This is a genomic window from Actinomadura sp. NPDC023710 (assembly GCF_040639875.1).
Lineage (GTDB): Bacteria > Actinomycetota > Actinomycetes > Streptosporangiales > Streptosporangiaceae > Spirillospora > Spirillospora citrea.
Map to the genome: position 1 here is coordinate 161,825 of NZ_JBFAGB010000008.1, position 15,893 is coordinate 177,717.

General features: G+C 74.7%; 13 protein-coding genes. 6 read left to right on the top strand and 7 right to left on the bottom strand.

The genetic code is table 11. The features are described 5' to 3' along the window. Nucleotides 1-62 precede the first annotated feature (62 nt). From AB0H37_RS12015 to AB0H37_RS12025, 3 genes are read left to right on the top strand one after another with little or no spacing between them, the layout of a single operon-like run. The gene (locus tag AB0H37_RS12015) at nt 63-896 is read left to right on the top strand and encodes a M24 family metallopeptidase (protein ID WP_329098678.1); all 834 of its coding nucleotides are present in this window, start codon (nt 63-65) and stop codon (nt 894-896) included. Beyond that, complete coding sequence (locus tag AB0H37_RS12020) at nt 893-2,662, top strand: SDR family oxidoreductase (protein ID WP_360612357.1); 1,770 nt, start codon at nt 893-895, stop codon at nt 2,660-2,662. The genes AB0H37_RS12015 and AB0H37_RS12020 overlap by 4 nt, the downstream gene beginning before the upstream one ends. 50 nt (nt 2,663-2,712) lie before the next feature. Beyond that, nucleotides 2,713-4,326 (top strand): NAD(P)/FAD-dependent oxidoreductase, encoded by a 1,614-nt coding sequence (locus AB0H37_RS12025; RefSeq protein ID WP_360612358.1) that lies wholly within the window; start codon nt 2,713-2,715, stop codon nt 4,324-4,326. Nucleotides 4,327-4,358: 32 nt separating this feature from the next. Here the strand turns inward: AB0H37_RS12025 and AB0H37_RS12030 are convergent, their stop codons facing one another. Then, on the bottom strand, nt 4,359-5,807 hold the full coding sequence (locus tag AB0H37_RS12030; RefSeq protein ID WP_360612359.1) for an MFS transporter: 1,449 nt from the start codon (nt 5,805-5,807) through the stop codon (nt 4,359-4,361). 195 nt (nt 5,808-6,002) lie between these two features. On the opposite strand from AB0H37_RS12030, the gene AB0H37_RS12035 reads away from it, so the two are divergent. After that, on the top strand, nt 6,003-6,437 hold the full coding sequence (locus tag AB0H37_RS12035; protein WP_329090200.1) for a CBS domain-containing protein: 435 nt from the start codon (nt 6,003-6,005) through the stop codon (nt 6,435-6,437). A gap of 28 nt (nt 6,438-6,465) precedes the next feature. Here the strand turns inward: AB0H37_RS12035 and AB0H37_RS12040 are convergent, their stop codons facing one another. Then, complete coding sequence (locus tag AB0H37_RS12040) at nt 6,466-7,959, bottom strand: PLP-dependent aminotransferase family protein (protein ID WP_179835220.1); 1,494 nt, start codon at nt 7,957-7,959, stop codon at nt 6,466-6,468. Nucleotides 7,960-8,053: 94 nt separating this feature from the next. On the opposite strand from AB0H37_RS12040, the gene AB0H37_RS12045 reads away from it, so the two are divergent. Next, complete coding sequence (locus tag AB0H37_RS12045) at nt 8,054-8,680, top strand: hypothetical protein (RefSeq protein ID WP_329090195.1); 627 nt, start codon at nt 8,054-8,056, stop codon at nt 8,678-8,680. Here AB0H37_RS12045 and AB0H37_RS12050 read toward each other — a convergent pair. From AB0H37_RS12050 to AB0H37_RS12065, 4 genes are all read right to left on the bottom strand, one after another. Further along, the gene (locus tag AB0H37_RS12050; protein ID WP_360612361.1) at nt 8,677-9,804 is read right to left on the bottom strand and encodes a glycerate kinase; all 1,128 of its coding nucleotides are present in this window, start codon (nt 9,802-9,804) and stop codon (nt 8,677-8,679) included. The two genes, AB0H37_RS12045 and AB0H37_RS12050, sit on opposite strands and share 4 nt — an antisense overlap. Continuing rightward, entirely contained in the window at nt 9,804-10,694 is an 891-nt protein-coding gene (locus AB0H37_RS12055) for a hypothetical protein (protein ID WP_329090191.1), read from the bottom strand. The genes AB0H37_RS12050 and AB0H37_RS12055 overlap by 1 nt, the downstream gene beginning before the upstream one ends. Further along, nucleotides 10,691-11,821 carry an LD-carboxypeptidase gene (locus AB0H37_RS12060; protein WP_360612363.1) on the bottom strand — a complete coding sequence of 377 codons (1,131 nt, stop codon included), beginning with the start codon at nt 11,819-11,821 and terminating at the stop codon, nt 10,691-10,693. Before AB0H37_RS12060 ends, AB0H37_RS12055 begins: the two co-directional genes overlap by 4 nt. Before the next feature lie 88 nt (nt 11,822-11,909). Continuing rightward, nucleotides 11,910-12,677 (bottom strand): Sir2 family NAD-dependent protein deacetylase, encoded by a 768-nt coding sequence (locus AB0H37_RS12065; RefSeq protein WP_360612365.1) that lies wholly within the window; start codon nt 12,675-12,677, stop codon nt 11,910-11,912. A gap of 141 nt (nt 12,678-12,818) precedes the next feature. Here AB0H37_RS12065 and AB0H37_RS12070 point away from each other — a divergent pair, with 141 nt between their 5' ends. Then, entirely contained in the window at nt 12,819-13,784 is a 966-nt protein-coding gene (locus tag AB0H37_RS12070) for a sulfotransferase (RefSeq protein WP_179835224.1), read from the top strand. A gap of 7 nt (nt 13,785-13,791) precedes the next feature. Here the strand turns inward: AB0H37_RS12070 and AB0H37_RS12075 are convergent, their stop codons facing one another. Continuing rightward, a complete protein-coding gene (locus tag AB0H37_RS12075; RefSeq protein WP_360612450.1) occupies nt 13,792-15,744 on the bottom strand; it encodes an ABC transporter ATP-binding protein in 1,953 nt (650 codons plus the stop codon). Between the last annotated feature and the right edge of the window lie 149 nt (nt 15,745-15,893).

A 15,893-nucleotide genomic window follows, 5' to 3' on the forward strand; every position in this document is an offset into this window, starting at 1 on the left:
TCACTCCGCCGGCCCTTGACCCGGGCGCGGATCGGCGGTTTATTAACAATGTGTCCAATAAAGTGGCGCTCGCCCGCGTGCACGACGCGGCGGAGCTCGAGCGATTCCGTGCCGTCCAGCGCCTGTGCTACCGGTGCGCCGAAGAGGTCGCCGGCACGCTCGAACCGGGCGTGACCGAGCGCGAGGCGTGCCGGCGCATGCGCCGGTGGCTGCGCGAACACGGCGTGGACGACTGGCTGCACACCCCGTTCGCCTGGTTCGGCGACCGGTCGGCGTTCCGCGGCTTCCGGGTGCCCACGCAGTTCCTGCCCGGCGGGACGCGCCTGGAGGAGGGCATGCCCTACATCCTGGACATGGCCCCGGTGAAGGACGGCTACTCCGCCGACATCGGCTACGGCGGCGTCCTCGGCGAGAACAGGATCTGGGAGCGGCTCGACGCCGACCTCGCCGGCTACCGGGCGCTCATCCTCGGCCTCGTCCGCGAGCGGCGCACGTTCGCCGACGTCTACGCCGAGGTCGACGCGCTCATCGAGCGGCAGGGCTACGACAGCCGGCACCGCGAGTATCCGGGCCGCGTCATCGGCCATCAGGTCGGCGTCATCGGCGGGATTCTCCCGAAGCGCGTGGGATTCCCATTCGGTGTACGGTTCCTCCAGACCATCGGCCGCGAACTGGTCAAGGAGCGCCTGGAAGGGCGCTCCCCGCTCTGGAACGGGGCCTCGCAGTCCCAGCACCCCCCGACGCCCGGGCTGTGGGCGGTCGAGCCCCACATCGGGTTCCGCGGCGTCGGCGTGAAGTTCGAGGAGATCCTCGTGGTCACCGAGGACGACGCGTACTGGCTCGACGACGACCTTCCCCACGTGCACCGGTGGGCCCGACGGGAGACGACCGCATGACACACCCCGCCCCACCCGTCACCCGGCGGCGCGTCCGCGGCGACGGCGTCGACCTCGCCGTCTACGAGCAGGGCGACCGGTCGCGCCCGACCGTGCTGCTGGTCCACGGCTACCCCGACACCCACGCCGTCTGGGACGAGGTGGCCGCGCGGCTCGCCGAGCGGTTCCACGTCGTCCGCTACGACGTGCGCGGCGCGGGCGCCTCGTCCCGTCCGTTCGGACGGAGGCGCTACACGTTCGAGTACCTGATGGCCGACATGGAGGCCGTCCTGGACGCGACCGCGCCCGAGCGCAAGGTGCACCTGGTGGGACACGACTGGGGCTCCATCCAGTCGTGGGAGGCGGTCTGCACGACGCCGGACCGCTTCGCGTCGTTCACCTCGATCTCCGGCCCCTGCCTGGACCACGTCGCGCACTGGACGCGGCGGAACCTGGCGCGCCCCACCCCGGCCAACCTGCGGCGGGCTGCCGGGCAGGCCGTCCGCTCCTGGTACATCTACTTCTTCCAGACGCCGGGGCTGCCGGAGTTGCTGTGGCGGGCCGGGATGGCGAAGCCGTTCGCCAAGGCCCTGGAACTCGGCGAGGGCGTCCCGCCCCGGCCGGGCCACCCGGCCACGACGATGGCGCGCGACGCCGCGGCCGGGGTCGGGCTGTACCGGGCGAACATGCTCCAGCGGCTGCGCCGCCCGCGCGACCGGCGCACGGACGTCCCGACCCAGGTCATCGTCCCGACCAGGGACCTGTTCGTCTCGCCGCACCTGGTCGGCGGGCTGGCCGGGCGCGTCCCGAACCTGTCGCTGCGCACGCTCAAGGCCGGGCACTGGGTGCCCCGCAGCCACCCCGACGTCGTCGCCCGCTGGGTCACCGAGCACATCACCGGCGTCCAGGGCGGTCCGCTCGCCGCCGCCGAGGCGCGCGCGCTCAGGCGGGCCAGGGTGACTCCGAGCCGGCGGTCCTTCGACGGGTCCCTCGTCGTCGTCACGGGCGCGGGGAGCGGGATCGGCCGCGCCACCGCGCTGGCCTTCGCCGAACGAGGCGCCGAGGTGGTCGCCGCCGACCTCGACGCGGACGCCGCCGAGCGCACCGCCGAACTCGCCGGCCTCCTCGGCCCGGCGGGACACGCCTTCCAGGTGGACGTGTCCGACCGCGGCGCGATGGAGGACTTCGCCAAGGCGGTCGTGCACGAGCACGGGGTACCGGACGTCGTGGTCAACAATGCCGGGATCGGCATGGCCGGCCCGTTCCTGGAGCACGGCACCGACGACTGGCGCAGGGTCCTGGACGTCAACCTGTGGGGCGTCCTCCACGGCTCACGGCTCTTCGCCAAGCAGATGGTGGAGCGGGGGCAGGGCGGCCACATCGTCAACACCTCCTCGGCCGCCGCGTTCACGCCGTCCCGCGCGCTGCCCGCCTACGCGACCAGCAAGGCGGCCGTGCTGATGCTGTCGGAGTGCCTGCGCGCCGAGCTGAAGGGCGAGGGCATCGGGGTCAGCGCCGTCTGCCCGGGGATCGTCAACACCAACATCACCCGCACGTCCCGCTTCGTCGGCCAGAACGAGGAGGACGAGGCTCGCAGCCGGCAGCGCGTCGCGCGCGCCTACGCGCGGCGCAACTACGGGCCGGACCGCGTGGCGGAGCAGATCGTCGCGGCCGTCCGCGACGACCGCGCGGTCGTCCCGGTGACGCCGGAGGCACGCCTGGGCTACCTCGGGTCGCGCGTGGCGCCGGGCGTGATGCGGCTGCTGGCCCGGCTCGACGTGGGCTGACCGCGGCCCTCTCGCGGGCGCCCGTAAGGTGATCGGGGGAGGGATGCCGCATGGCTGACGCCGTGGTCGTCGGCGCGGGGCACAACGGTCTCGTCGCCGCCAACATGCTGGCCGACGCCGGGTGGGACGTGGAGGTGCTCGAGGCGCAGCCCGAACCGGGCGGCGCGGTGCGCAGCGACCGGGGCGTCCACCCCGACTACGTGAGCGACCTGTGCAGCGCGTTCTACCCGCTCGGCGTCGCGTCGCCCGCGATGCGGGCGCTGGAACTGGAGCGGCACGGCCTCCGCTGGCGGCACGCGCCCGCCGTCCTCGCCCATCCGCTCCCGGACGGGCGCTGCGCCGTCCTCGAGCGCGACCGCGACGCGACCGCCGCCGGCCTCGACGCGCTCGGCGCGGGCGACGGCGAGGCGTGGCTGCGGCTCTGCCGCCTGTGGGACGACATGGGAGAGGACGTCCTGCGCGCCCTGTTCACCCCGTTCCCGCCGGTCCGGGCCGCGCTCCCGCTGCTGAGGTCGGCGCGACGGGCGGGCGGGCTCCGCGCCCTGCGCACCCTGCTGGCCCCCGTCCGCACGCTCGGGGAGCAGGAGTTCGCCGGGCCCGGCGGCCCGCTGCTGCTCGCCGGGTCGACGCTGCACACCGACATGTTCCCCGAGTCGACCGCGGGGTCGCTGTTCGGCTGGCTGCTCGCCATGACCGGGCAGCGGTACGGGTGGCCGGTCCCCGAAGGCGGCGCGGGCGAGCTGACGGCGGCGCTCGTGCGGCGGCTGGAGTCGCGCGGCGGGCGCGTCCGCTGCGGCACCCCGGTCGCCTCCGTCGTCGTGCGGGACGGGCGCGCGCTCGGCGTCCGCACCGCGTCCGGCGAACCGGTGCGCGCGGCCAAGGCCGTCCTCGCCGACGTTTCGGCCCCCGCCCTCTACGGGGGCCTGGTCGGCTGGGCGGATCTGCCGGCCTCGCTGCGCGCCGACATGAGCCGCTTCGTCTGGGACCACGCCACCTTCAAGGTCGACTGGGCGCTGTCCGGGCCGATCCCCTGGGCGGCGGACGGCGCCGGGCGTGCCGGGACCGTCCACCTGTCCCCCGGCCTGGACGCGATGACCGACTACAGCGCGCAGCTGGCCACCGGGCGCGTCCCCTCCGAGCCGTTCGCGCTCCTCGGCCAGATGACGACCGCCGACCCCGCCCGCTCCCCCGCCGGAACCGAGTCGGTCTGGGCGTACACCCACGTCCCGCACCGGGTGAAGGCCGACGCGGGCCCGGACGGCATCACCGGCGTCTGGGACGGGCGCGAGCGCGACGCCATGGCGGACCGCGTCGAGAACGCCGTGGAGCGCCTCGCCCCCGGCTTCCGCTCCCGCGTCCTCGACCGCCGCGTCACCGCGCCGCCCGCGTTCCAGGACCACGACGCCAACCTGCGCGGCGGTGCGCTCAACGGCGGCACGGCCGTGCCGCACCAGCAACTGGTGTTCCGTCCGGTCCCCGGCCTCGGGCGCGCCGAGACGCCGGTCGCGGGCCTGTACCTCGCGTCGGCCTCCGCGCACCCGGGCGGCGGCGTGCACGGCGCGTGCGGCGCCAACGCGGCGCGGGCCGCCCTCGCCCACGCCGGCCCGGCGGGCCGCCTGCTCGCCCCGGCGCTCGGCGCGGTGTCGCGCCTCCTCGCCCCCTGACCGGGGCGGGAAGGCGCGACGGGGGGACGCCGTCAGGCGGCCGTGGCCTCCTCCGCCGACAGCGGCCTCGCCACGTCCTCCAGGGAACGCTGCGCGGCCTCGACGCCGATGGCCAGCTCCACCAGCCCGGCGGCGATCATCAGCCCGGCGCCCAGGTAGTAGCCGTTCACGACGTTCGCCACCTTCTCGGTCTCCACCAGGCGCCCGAACAGCGCGGGCCCGACCACGCCGCCGAGGCCCGTCCCGACCGCGTAGAACGCGGCGATCGCCATCGCCCGGGTCTCCATCGGGAAGATCTCGCTGACCGTGAGGTAGGCCGACGACGCCCCGGCGGAGGCGAAGAAGAACACCGCGCACCAGCAGGCCGTCAGCGTCCAGGCGTCGAGCAGGTCCGCGCGGAACAGCAGCCCGGTCCCGACCAGCAGCACACCGGAGATCACGTAGGACGCCGTGACCATCGTCCTGCGGCCGACCGTGTCGAACAGTCTGCCGAGGAAGAACGCGCCCAGGAAGTTCCCGATGCCGATCGGGATCAGGTAGTAGCCGACCTTCGCGTCGGGGACGTCGAAGAACGTGCTGAGCACGAGCGCGTAGGTGAAGTAGACGGCGTTGTAGAGGAACGCCTGCCCGATGAACAGCGACAGGCCGAGGACCGTCCTACGCGGGTAGCGGCGCACGGCCGTCGAGGCGATCCCCCCGAACGAGACGACACGGCGCTGCCGGACCCGGATGCTCTCCCGGGGCTCCTCCAGGGGCTCGCCGGTCTCCTCGGTGATCTCCCGTTCGATGCCGCCGACCACGCGCTCGGCCTCGTCCTCGCGCCCGTGGATGAACAGCCAGCGCGGGCTCTCGGGCACCATCCGGCGGACGAACAGCACCCCGAGGCCGAGGACGGCCCCGAGCGCGAACAGGGCCCGCCAGCCGAGGTCCTCGGGGAGGAGGTCGCCGTTCAGCACCGGGATCGACAGCGCCGCCGCGATGGACGTGCCGATCCAGAACGAGCCGTTCACCACCACGTCCACCCGGCCCCGCACCCGCGCCGGGATCAGTTCGTCGATCGCCGAGTTGATCGCGGCGTACTCACCGCCGATGCCGGCACCGGTGAGGAACCGGCAGGCGTAGAACCACAGCGGGTTGAACGAGAACGCGGTCGCGACCGTCGCCGCCAGGTACAGCGCGAGCGTGGCGAGGAAGAGCTTCTTGCGCCCGAACCGGTCGGTCAGATGCCCGAAGAACAGGGCGCCCAGGCAGGCGCCGATGACGTAGATGGACGCGGCCAGCCCGACCTGCCCGTCTGTCAGCCCGAGGCCCCCCGACGCGTCGGTGAGCCGCGGGCCGATGACGCCGACGACGGTCACCTCCAGGCCGTCCAGGATCCAGACCGCGCCGAGGCCGATCAGGACCGTCCAGTGCCAGCGTGACCACGGCAACCGGTCGAGCCGTGCCGGGATCTCCGTTTCGATGGTTCGCTCTGCCGTCATCGCCATGGATCCCTTGGTTCCCGATCTACGGCGTTTATGCCGCCCTTATGCCGTCGCCAGACCGGGATGACTCACCGGCCAGGGGTTTCCCTGAAGGCCGGAACATGCGAGTTTGGCAGGGACAAGGCCCGGCCAGCGGCCCCGTCCGGGCGGCCGCCGTCCCCCGGGCCCGAAACCGGCACCGGAGCGTGAGGCATGCGAATTCGCGACATCCTGCGGAGGAAGGGAGAGGCGGTGGCCACGGTACGGCCCGAGGCCACCGTGCGGCAGCTCCTCGTCGTCCTGGCGGAGCACAACATCGGAGCGACGGTGGTCTCGCCCGACGGCGCCTCGATCGCCGGCATCGTGTCCGAACGGGACGTGGTGCGGCGGCTGCACGAGCACGGCGCGGCGCTGCTCGACCGTCCCGTCTCGGAGATCATGACCGCCGAGGTCCGCACCTGCGGCCCGGGCGACCAGGTGGAGGACCTGCGCCACGCCATGACCGAGCACCGGTTCCGGCACGTGCCCGTCGTCGTGGACGGCCGGCTCGTCGGGATCGTCAGCATCGGCGACGTCGTCAAGAGCGCCATCGACGAGCTGGAGAGCGACCGCGAGCACCTGGTCGACTACATCCAGCGCGCTCCCTGACGCCCGCCGGACGCAGCGGCCGCCCCCGTCAGACGTAGGCGGGCAGGGGCCGCGCCGCCGGCGCCGCCTCGGCCTCGCGCTGGGCGAGGGCCAACCGCCGCACCGCCAGGCGCAGCGTGTCCGGTGGCAGCACGTAGGGCAGCCGCACGTAGTCCTCCAGCACGCCGTCCGTCCCGAACACCGGGCCGGCGACGACGCGGACGCCGAGCCGCTCGGACGCCTCGGCGAGCCGGGAGGCGATCGGCGCGCCGATCCTCGCCCACAGCGACATGCCCCCGTCCGGGAGCCGGAACTCCCAGCCCGGCAGCAGCTCGCGCAGCGCCGCGGCGAGCGCGTCGCGGCCGCGCAGCAGGTTCGCGGCGCGTTCGGCGCGGACCTCCTCCACCCGCAGCAGCAGCTCCCGGACGATCAGCTGGTCCAGGACCGGGCTCGCCATGTCGAACGGCTCGCGGGCCAGCACGAGGCGGCGGGCCAGCGGGGCGGTGGCGCGGATCCACCCGATCCGCAGCCCGCCCCACAGCAGCTTGGAGGCCGACCCGATCGTGACGACCCGGCCGCCGCCGTCGAAGGCGGCCAGCGGCGGCTCGCGCGGAGCCTCGGGGTCGTGGGCGAGCTCGGCGAAGGTCTCGTCGGCGACGAGGAACGCGTCCGCGCGCCGCCCGGCGTCGACGAGCCCGGCCCGGTCCCGCGCCCGCATCAGGTACCCGGTCGGGTTCTGGAAGTCGGGGATCAGGTACGCCATCCGGACCGCGGCCTGCCGCATGGCGCCCGCGGCGAGCTCGACGTCCCAGCCCTCGTTGACGCCGACGGGGACGAGCCGGGCGCCGCGGCGGCGCAGCGCACCGAGCGCGTGCGGGTAGGTGGGTCGCTCGACCATCACCGCGTCGCCCGGCTCCACCAGCAGCTGGGTCAGCAACGTGAACGCGTGCTGCGCGCCGGTGGTGACGACGATCTGGTCGGCGCGGGTCGCGACGCCGCGCGCGGTGTAGCCGTCCGCGATGACCTGCCGCAGGCTCGCCAGCCCGGCGGGCTCGTAGCCCGGGCCCGAGCTGTAGCGGGGCAGCTCGTCGACGGCCGCGGCGACCGCCTCTTCGAAGATCGCGGGGGCGCCGGGAGCGGCGCAGCCGAGGTCGATGAACGAGGGATCGTCAGGCGCGGGGTGGGCCATGCCGTACCGGTGGCCGGCGGGGACCGCGTCGCCCGGCGCGCCGCGGAGCGCGCCGGGCGGCTCGGCCGACGACATGCGGACCGGGGGCAGCGCCGTCCAGCTTCCCGCGCCCTGCCTGCTCTGGACGTAGCCCTCGTCGCGGAGCCGGTCGTAGGCGGTCGTCACGGTGGTGCGGCTGACGCCGAGGGCGGCGGCCAGGTCGCGTTCGGCGGGCAGGCGCGTGCGCAGCGCGAGCCTGCCGTCCAGGACGAGGGCGCGCAGCGACCGGGCCACCGCCGCATAGACGGGACGCTCCCCGGACACGTCCCCGAGCAGCCGGGCCAGGTGCGGGCCGCTCACGTAGCGCGTGCTCATACGAGCCACTTTCGCACATTGGCTCTACAATCACCAGTCCACTGAGCGCCAGAGTGGTCCGAAACGATGGCCGCCAGTGGATGGGAAGCTTGAAATGGCCTTGATGACGCGCCGCCTGGTGCAGCTCTACATTGGATTGGCCTTGTACGGGCTCGGGATCGCCCTCCAGGTGTCGTCCGGCCTCGGCAACGACCCCTGGGACGTCTTCCACCAGGGGCTCTCGCGGCGCTTCGGCCTGTCGATGGGCGCCTGGATCATCATCACGGGCGCGGTCGTGATGCTCGCGTGGATCCCGATGCGGCAGCGGCCCGGCATCGGGACCGTCAGCAACGTCGTCCTCATCGGCGTCTTCGCCGACCTGTTCCTGTGGCTGCTGCCCGCCCCGGACGCGCTGGCCGGCCGCTGGGCCTACCTGATCGCCGCCGTGCTCGTGGGCGGCTTCGCCACCGGCTGCTACATCGGCGCCGGCCTGGGCCCGGGCCCCCGGGACGGGCTGATGACCGGGCTCGCGGCGCGCGGCCACTCGATCCGGGTGGTCCGGACGGCGATCGAGTTGGGCGTGCTGGCGGTCGGCTGGCTGCTCGGCGGCACCGTCGGCGTTGGAACGGTCCTCTACGCCGTGGCGATCGGGCCGCTGACCCACGTCCTGCTGCCCCGGCTGACCGTCCGGGTCCGCACGCCCGCGCCCGAACCCGAACCCGAGCCCGCCGGCGTCTGCTAGCGGCGGAACAGGCGGACCGCCTGCTCGGCGACGGCGGCGAGCAGGGGCGCGGCGCCCGCCTTCAGCTCCTCCAGGGTGCGGGGGCCGTCGGCGAGGCTGAACGCGGCGGTCAGGCCGAGCGCGTGCAGCTCCTCCAGCGGGCCGGCGACGCCGCCGGCCAGGGCGACGCACGGGACGCCGCGGTCCCGGGCGAGCGCCGCGACCGCGGACACCACCTTGCCGCCGGCGCTCTGCCCGTCCACGCGGCCCTCCCCCGTGACGACGAGGTCGGCGCCGTCGAGCGCGGCGGGCAGGCCGACGGCCTCGGCGACCAGGAGGGCTCCCCCGGACGGCTCGGCGCCGAGCAGGCCGACGAGCCCGCCGCAGGTGCCTCCGGCCGCGCCCGCCCCGGGCAGGTCGTGCACGCGGGGGCCTCCCCGCGCGGCGACCGCGTCGGCGAAGACGGCGAGGGCGGCGTCCAGCTCGGCGACCTGGCCGGGGGACGCGCCCTTCTGCGGGCCGAACACGGCGGCGGCGCCGTCCGGCCCGACGAGCGGGTTGGTCACGTCGCAGGCCACCCGGAACCGGGTCGCGCGGACCTCCTCCGGTACGCCGGAGTCGTCGATCGACGCCAGGCGGGCGAGCGCGGCGCCGCCCGGCGGCAGCTCCCCGCCCGCGGCGTCCAGGAACCGCACGCCGAGGGCGCGCAGCAGCCCGGCGCCGCCGTCGGTGCTGGCGCTGCCGCCGATGCAGACCAGCACGTCGCGTGCGCCGCGCCGCACCGCGTCGGCGATCAGCTCGCCGGTGCCGGTGGTCGCGGCGTTCATCGGGTCGGGCGGGACGTCCTCGACCAGCGGCAGCCCGGACGCCGCGGCCAGCTCCACCACCGCCGAGCGCCCGTCGCCGGACAGCGCGTAGCGCGCCTTGACCGGGCGCCCCACCGGGTCGGTGGCGGCGACCTCGACCGCGTCGCCGCCGCGGGCGCTGAGGAAGCAGTCGAGGGTGCCCTCGCCGCCGTCGGCCATCGGCACGGCGGCCACCTGCGCGGCGGGCGCGGCGCGCCGGACGCCCGCCGCCACGGCGGCGCACACCTGCGCGGCGGACAGGCTGCCCTTGAACGAGTCGGGGGCGACGACGACCTTCATCAGCGCTCCGCCGCCAGCGTGGCGAGCACGGAGGCGAACTCCTCCGGCAGGACCATGGTGTCGCCCTCGTAGCGGGTCTCCAGGAAGGTCAGCTCGCCGGCGCGCCACCAGTACAGGTACGGGCTGAGCGAGCCGGGGCCCTCCTCGTAGGCGCGGTGCGCCTGCGCCTGGAGCTCGGTCGCCGCCGCCACGGCCTCGCGGTAGCGCGCCCTCGGGTGGCCTTCGGCGATCCGGAGCGGGTGGGCGACGATGAGGCTCCGGTTGGGCGCGATGACCAGCGCGCCGTACGGGCCGATCGGCAGGTACTCCTCCAGCCACGCCAGGTGGGTGACGGCGTAGAAGGTCCATCCGTGCAGGACCGAGACGCGGACGCCGCCGAGGTCCTGCTCGTCCAGCTGGAGCGGGCCGTCGGCGCGGACGTTCGCGCGGCCGAGCATGAACAGCGCGTCGCCCGACACCGGCCAGCCGCCCATCTCCTCGGTGGTGACGGTGCGGACGGTGGTGGGCGTGTCGACCACCACCACCTCGATCAGACCGGGTGCGAACGGCCGGGCGGCGAGCACCCCGTTGTCGGCCTCCGCCGGGTAGATGCGGGTGCGCAGCAGATGCTGGGCGAGGTCGAAGTCGCTGAGGTCCAGCGGCTCCTCGATCGCGGTGACGATCGTGGTGACGTGGTCGGAGACCAGCGCGGGCCAGTCGTCGCGCGGCACGAGCCGCGCGAGCTGCCGCAGGTCGCGCAGGCTGACGTGCAGCCTGTTGGCGCCCTCCAGCAGCATGACCTCGCCGGGCACGGGGCTGCACCGGTAGCCGAGGCTCTCGGCCACGAGGACGAGCAAGGAGTCGAGGGTCCCGTCGTCCCATGGATCGGGACGGGCGTGGCGGCCGCTCATCGCGCACCTCCCGGGGGCGCTTCGAGGGTGAGCGCGCCGGTGTCCGGCACGGCGGGGTGCGGATGTGCGGGGTCGTGGCCCGGCGGGGCCGGGGCGTGCAGAACGGCGGGGGCGCCGAGTTCCAGGGTGTGCTGGCGCGGCCCGTGCCCGGCCGGGACGCCGGCGAGGATCGGGACACCGAGCGGGCCGAGCCGCGCGGCGAACACCGCGTCGAGCTCGGCGGGGGCGCCGCAGTCCTTCCAGGAGCCGAGCGCGAACCCGGCGGCGCCGTCGAACCAGCCGGCCTGGAGCAGTTGGACGAGCATCCGGTCGATCCGGTAGGGCGCCTCGGTCACGTCCTCCAGGAAGACGATGCGCCCCGCGGCGGGCGGCGCGGCGTACGCGGTGCCGAGCACGGCCGCCAGGAGCGAGAGGGTGCCGCCGGTCAGCGGGCCCTCCGCGCGCCCGGGCCGCAGCGTGCGCGTGCCGGGCAGCAGGGTGGGCGACGGGGCGGCGCCGCCGAACAGGGCGGTGCGCAGGGCCTCCAGGGAGGCGTCCGGCGCCGCCGGGTCGAGGTCTGCGATCACTCCGGCGGGCATGGGGCCGAAGGACGTCGTGAGCCGCAGGCGCGTTCCAAAGGCGCCGTGCAGCGCGGTGATGTCGCTGGAGCCGTGCAGGATCTTCGGCCCGCCGCCGGAGGCGACGGACGCCTCGGTGGCGGCGCGCAGGGCGTCCCAGTCGAGACGGTCGAGGACGCGGGTGGCGCCGTAGCCGCCCCGCGCGCAGACCACAGCGCGGACCCGCGGGTCGCACCAGGCGGCCTGGAGGTCGGCGGCGCGGTCGGCGTCGGTGCCGGCCAGCCGGTGCCAGTCGCCGCGCACAGGTCCCGCCGCGCCCAGGTTGACACGGTCGAGGGCGTGCTTGCCGACCACGACGTCAAGGCCGAGATCGCGCAGGACGGCGCAGCCCGCCTCCAGCCGGGCGGGCTCGGCGGGGCCGCTGGGCGCGACCACCGCGACGCGGTCGCCGGGCCGCAACCGCGCGTACCTGCGGGCCTTCCGCGCACGCTCCGCACCGCCGGGCGTGCCGACGGCGGGCGCGTCCGGCGACCCGTGGGTCGCCACCGCGCGGGCGCCCCCGCTGTTCAACCCGATCCCTCCTCGCACCGCGACGGATAGAGCTTGTCAGGATCCGGACGCCAGTGGAAGGGGCGACCGGTCACGACCCGCCAACAGATCATCGCCCCGTGCCGAGCGCGAGGCCGGCGAGCCGCGGCAGCGTCTCGCCGATCGGCCGGCGCAGCACCGCGTCGGCCAGCCCATCGTAGGGCGTCTCCTCCGCGTTGATGATCACCAGGCGGGCACCGTGGTCGACCGCCTCCAGGCACAGCCCGGCGGCGGGCTGCACCGTGAGCGAGGTGCCGACGGCCAGGAACAGGTCGCAGGATCGCGCGGCGGTGATCGCCGCGTCCAGGACGCGCTGGTCGAGGGCCTGGCCGAAGGAGATCGTCGCGGACTTCTGGATGCCCCCGCACTCGGTGCAGGGCGGGTCGGCCTCCCCGGCCTCCACGCGCGCGATGATCTCCTGCATCGGGGTGCGCAGCTCGCAGGACAGGCACACGGCCTCGCGCGCGGTCCCGTGGATCTCGATGACGGCGCCGTCGCTGGATCCGGCCCGCTGGTGCAGGCCGTCGATGTTCTGGGTGATCAGGGCGCGGAGCCGTCCCGCCCGCTCCAGCTCGACCAGCGCGGAGTGCGCGGCGTTGGGCTCGGCCTCCCAGACGGGGGCGTCGCGCCGGGCCCGCCAGGCGCGGCGCCGCACCTCGGGGTCGGCGAGGTAGGAGCCGATCGTGGACATCGCCTCCGCCGACGGGTCGCGCGTCCAGACGCCGTTCGGGCCGCGGAAGTCGGGGATCCCGCTGTCGGTGGAGATGCCGGCGCCGGTGAGCACCGTGATCGCCTCGGCCTCCGGCAGGAGGTGGGCCAGCGTGATGGGAGCGTCCACCGCACCATGGTAGGTCCAGCGCCGCACCGCGCGTCCCGGCGACGGGACGGGCCGCTCCGGTTAACGGATGGGTATCGGGCGGGCCCTTACGGAGGGTCACGGACCGACCGGCCCTCAAAAGGTGACAAACTTGGCCCGGTTATGAGGTCGACGCCGCACATCCTGGTGATCAACGGCACCAAGGTCCGCCGCCCGGTGTTCATCCTGGGCGCGCCGCACTCGGGTGCGGAGCTGCTGGCGCGCGCGGTCAAGCGCTCACCCGGCTTCCACCTGACCACCGGCCGGCCGGACGTCCTGCGCGTCACCTACGCGTTCGCCCGGCAGCCCTCGATCGCCGAGCGCGGGGAGGGCGCCGCACGCGTGCTGCGGGACGCCTACGCGCAGGCGTGGCAGGTGTCGGCGCGGGCCTGCGGGGAGTGCCCGGACGAGTGCCGCGAGATGGGCGGGCTGCCGCCGCGCCCGCCCGGCCGGACGGAGGGGCCCGCGCCCGGCTCCGAGGCGCCCGGCCCGTGCGTGCGGGCGCAGGGGCTCGCCCGGTACGCCGACGCCTCCCCCGACCTGATCTACAGCGCCGACGTGCTGCTGGACGCCTTCCCCGACGCCCAGCTCGTCCAGGTGATCCGGGACGGCCGGGACGTGGTCGCCGACATGCTGGCCGACGAGCGCTGCCTGGCCTGGTTCAAGCCGGGCCTGGCCAACCTCGACACGGTGTTCCCCAACCCGTTCTTCGGCGTCGAGGACCACACTGACCGGAGCCGGTGGCCGCGCGCGGCGACCGCCGTGAAGTGCGCCCTGCGGTGGCGGGGGTCCGTGCGGTTGAGCGCGAAACTCCGCCTCCAGGTTCCCGAGGAGCAGCTGGTCACGATTCGCTACGAGGAGCTGGTGGCCCGGCCGCGCCGCGTCGGCGCCGAGCTGTCGGAGTACCTGGACGCGCCGCTGTCGAAGTCGGCGTTCTCGGGACTGGTGCGTGCCGGGGCGCGGGACGCCGCCGAGCCGGGCGTCGGGGTGTGGCGCGAGCGCCTCACCCCGCGGCAGGCCGCCCAGGTCGAGAAGATCGCGGGGACGGAGCTGCTGCGCCTCGGCTACCCGCTCGGCTCCGAGACCTGAACGGCCGCTACTCGGCCCCCAGCGGCTCGGCCCGCCGCTCGCCCGCCGGGTCCGGGTCACGCTGGTGCGAGAACTGCGTGCGGTAGAGCTCGGCGTACAGGCCGCCCTCCAGCAGCAGCTCCTCGTGGCGACCGCGCTCGGCGACCCGGCCGCCGTCGATCACCAGGATCTGGTCGGCCTCCCGGATCGTGGACAGCCGGTGCGCGATCACCAGCGACGTCCGCCCCGCGAGGGCGGTGCGCAGGGCCCGCTGGACGGCCGCCTCGGACTCGGAGTCCAGGTGCGCGGTCGCCTCGTCCAGCACGACCACCGACGGCGCCTTGAGCAGCAGCCGGGCGATCGCGAGCCGCTGCTTCTCCCCGCCCGACAGCCGGTAGCCGCGATCGCCGACGACGGTGTCCAGGCCCTCGGGCATGTCGGTGACGAGCCCGCCGATGTGCGCGGCCTCCAGTGCGGCGAGGATCTCCTCGTCGGAGGCGTCCGGACGGGCGTAGCGCATGTTCTCGCGGATCGAGTCGTGGAACAGGTGGGCGTCCTGGCTGACGACGCCGATCTCGGCGCGCAGCGATTCCAGCGTGACGTCGCGGACGTCGACGCCGCCGATCCGGACCGCGCCGGCGGACACGTCGTAGAGCCGCGACACCAGATGCGTGATCGTCGACTTGCCCGCGCCGGACGGCCCGACGAGCGCGACCAGCTGCCCCGGCGCGGCGGCGAAGTCGACGTCGTGCAGCACCTCGCGGCCGGGCGCGGTGTCGATGCGGGCGATCGACTCCAGCGAGGCCAGCGACACCTCGTCCCCCGACGGGTAGGCGAACCGGACGTGGTCGAACTCGATCGACGGCGCCTTCGCGAGCGCCGGGCCCGAGCCGTTGCCGGACGGCGTGCGGGCCTCGCCCAGCTTCCGGGCGTCCTCGCGGTCGCGGACCAGCGGCTTCAGGTCGAGCACCTCGAACACGCGGTCGAAGCTGACGAGCGCGGTCATCACGTCCACGTGCACGTTGGACAGCGCGGTCAGCGGCCCGTACATCCGGGTCAGCAGGGTGGCCAGCGCGACGAGCGTGCCGAGCTCGAAGGTGCCGTCCACCACCAGGTAGCCGCCGACGCCGTAGACCATGGCGGTGGCCAGCGCGGCGACCAGGGTCAGCGCGGTGAAGAAGACCCGCCCGTACATGGCGGCGACGACGCCGACGTCGCGGACGCGGGCGGCGCGGCCGGAGAAGTTCTCCTCCTCTTCGGCGGGCCGCCCGTAGAGCTTGGCGAGCATGGCCCCGGCGACGTTGAACCGCTCGGTCATCAGCGAGCCCATCTCGGCGTCCAGCACCATCTGCTCGCGGCTGACCCGCTGGAGCCGCTTGCCGACCCACTTGGCCGGCAGGATGAAGATCGGGAGCAGCAGCAGCGCGATCACCGTGACCTGCCAGGACAGGATGAGCATCGTCACCAGCACCAGGACCAGGCTGATCACGTTGGACACCACCGACGACAGGGTGGTGGTGAGGGCGCGCTGCGCGCCGATGACGTCGTTGTTGAGGCGGCTGACGAGCGAACCCGTCTGCGCCCGCATGAAGAACGCGACGGGCTGCCGCTGGACGTGCGCGAACACCTGGCTGCGCAGGTCGTAGATGAGCCCCTCGCCGATGCGCGCCGAGTACCAGCGCTGCGCGAGGCCGAGCACGGCCTCCACCAGGGCGAGCCCGGCGACGGCGCCCGCGAGCCAGATCACGACGCTCGACCGGCCCGGCACGATGCCGCGGTCGATGATCCCCTTGAGCAGCAGCGGGTTGGCGACGACGATCACCGCGGCCAGCGAGTTCAACGTGAGGAAGACCGCCAGCTCGCGGACGTAGGGCCGGGCGTAGCCCGCGATCCGCCCCACGGTGCCGGGCGCCAGCTTCTGCCGGGTGACGGAGCTGTCCTTGCGGAAGGACGCCATCACCTGCCAGCCGTTGCCCGACATTCCCGGCATTCCCACGAGCGCCTCCGGTAGAGCCTGGACGTATCAAGTACGTAATCAAGTAAGCATCTCAGTATCCGCCGGGCACAACGCGCCCCCGCCCGCCCGTCTTCCCGGCTCCGCTCACGGCGTAACACGCCTCTGGACAACCC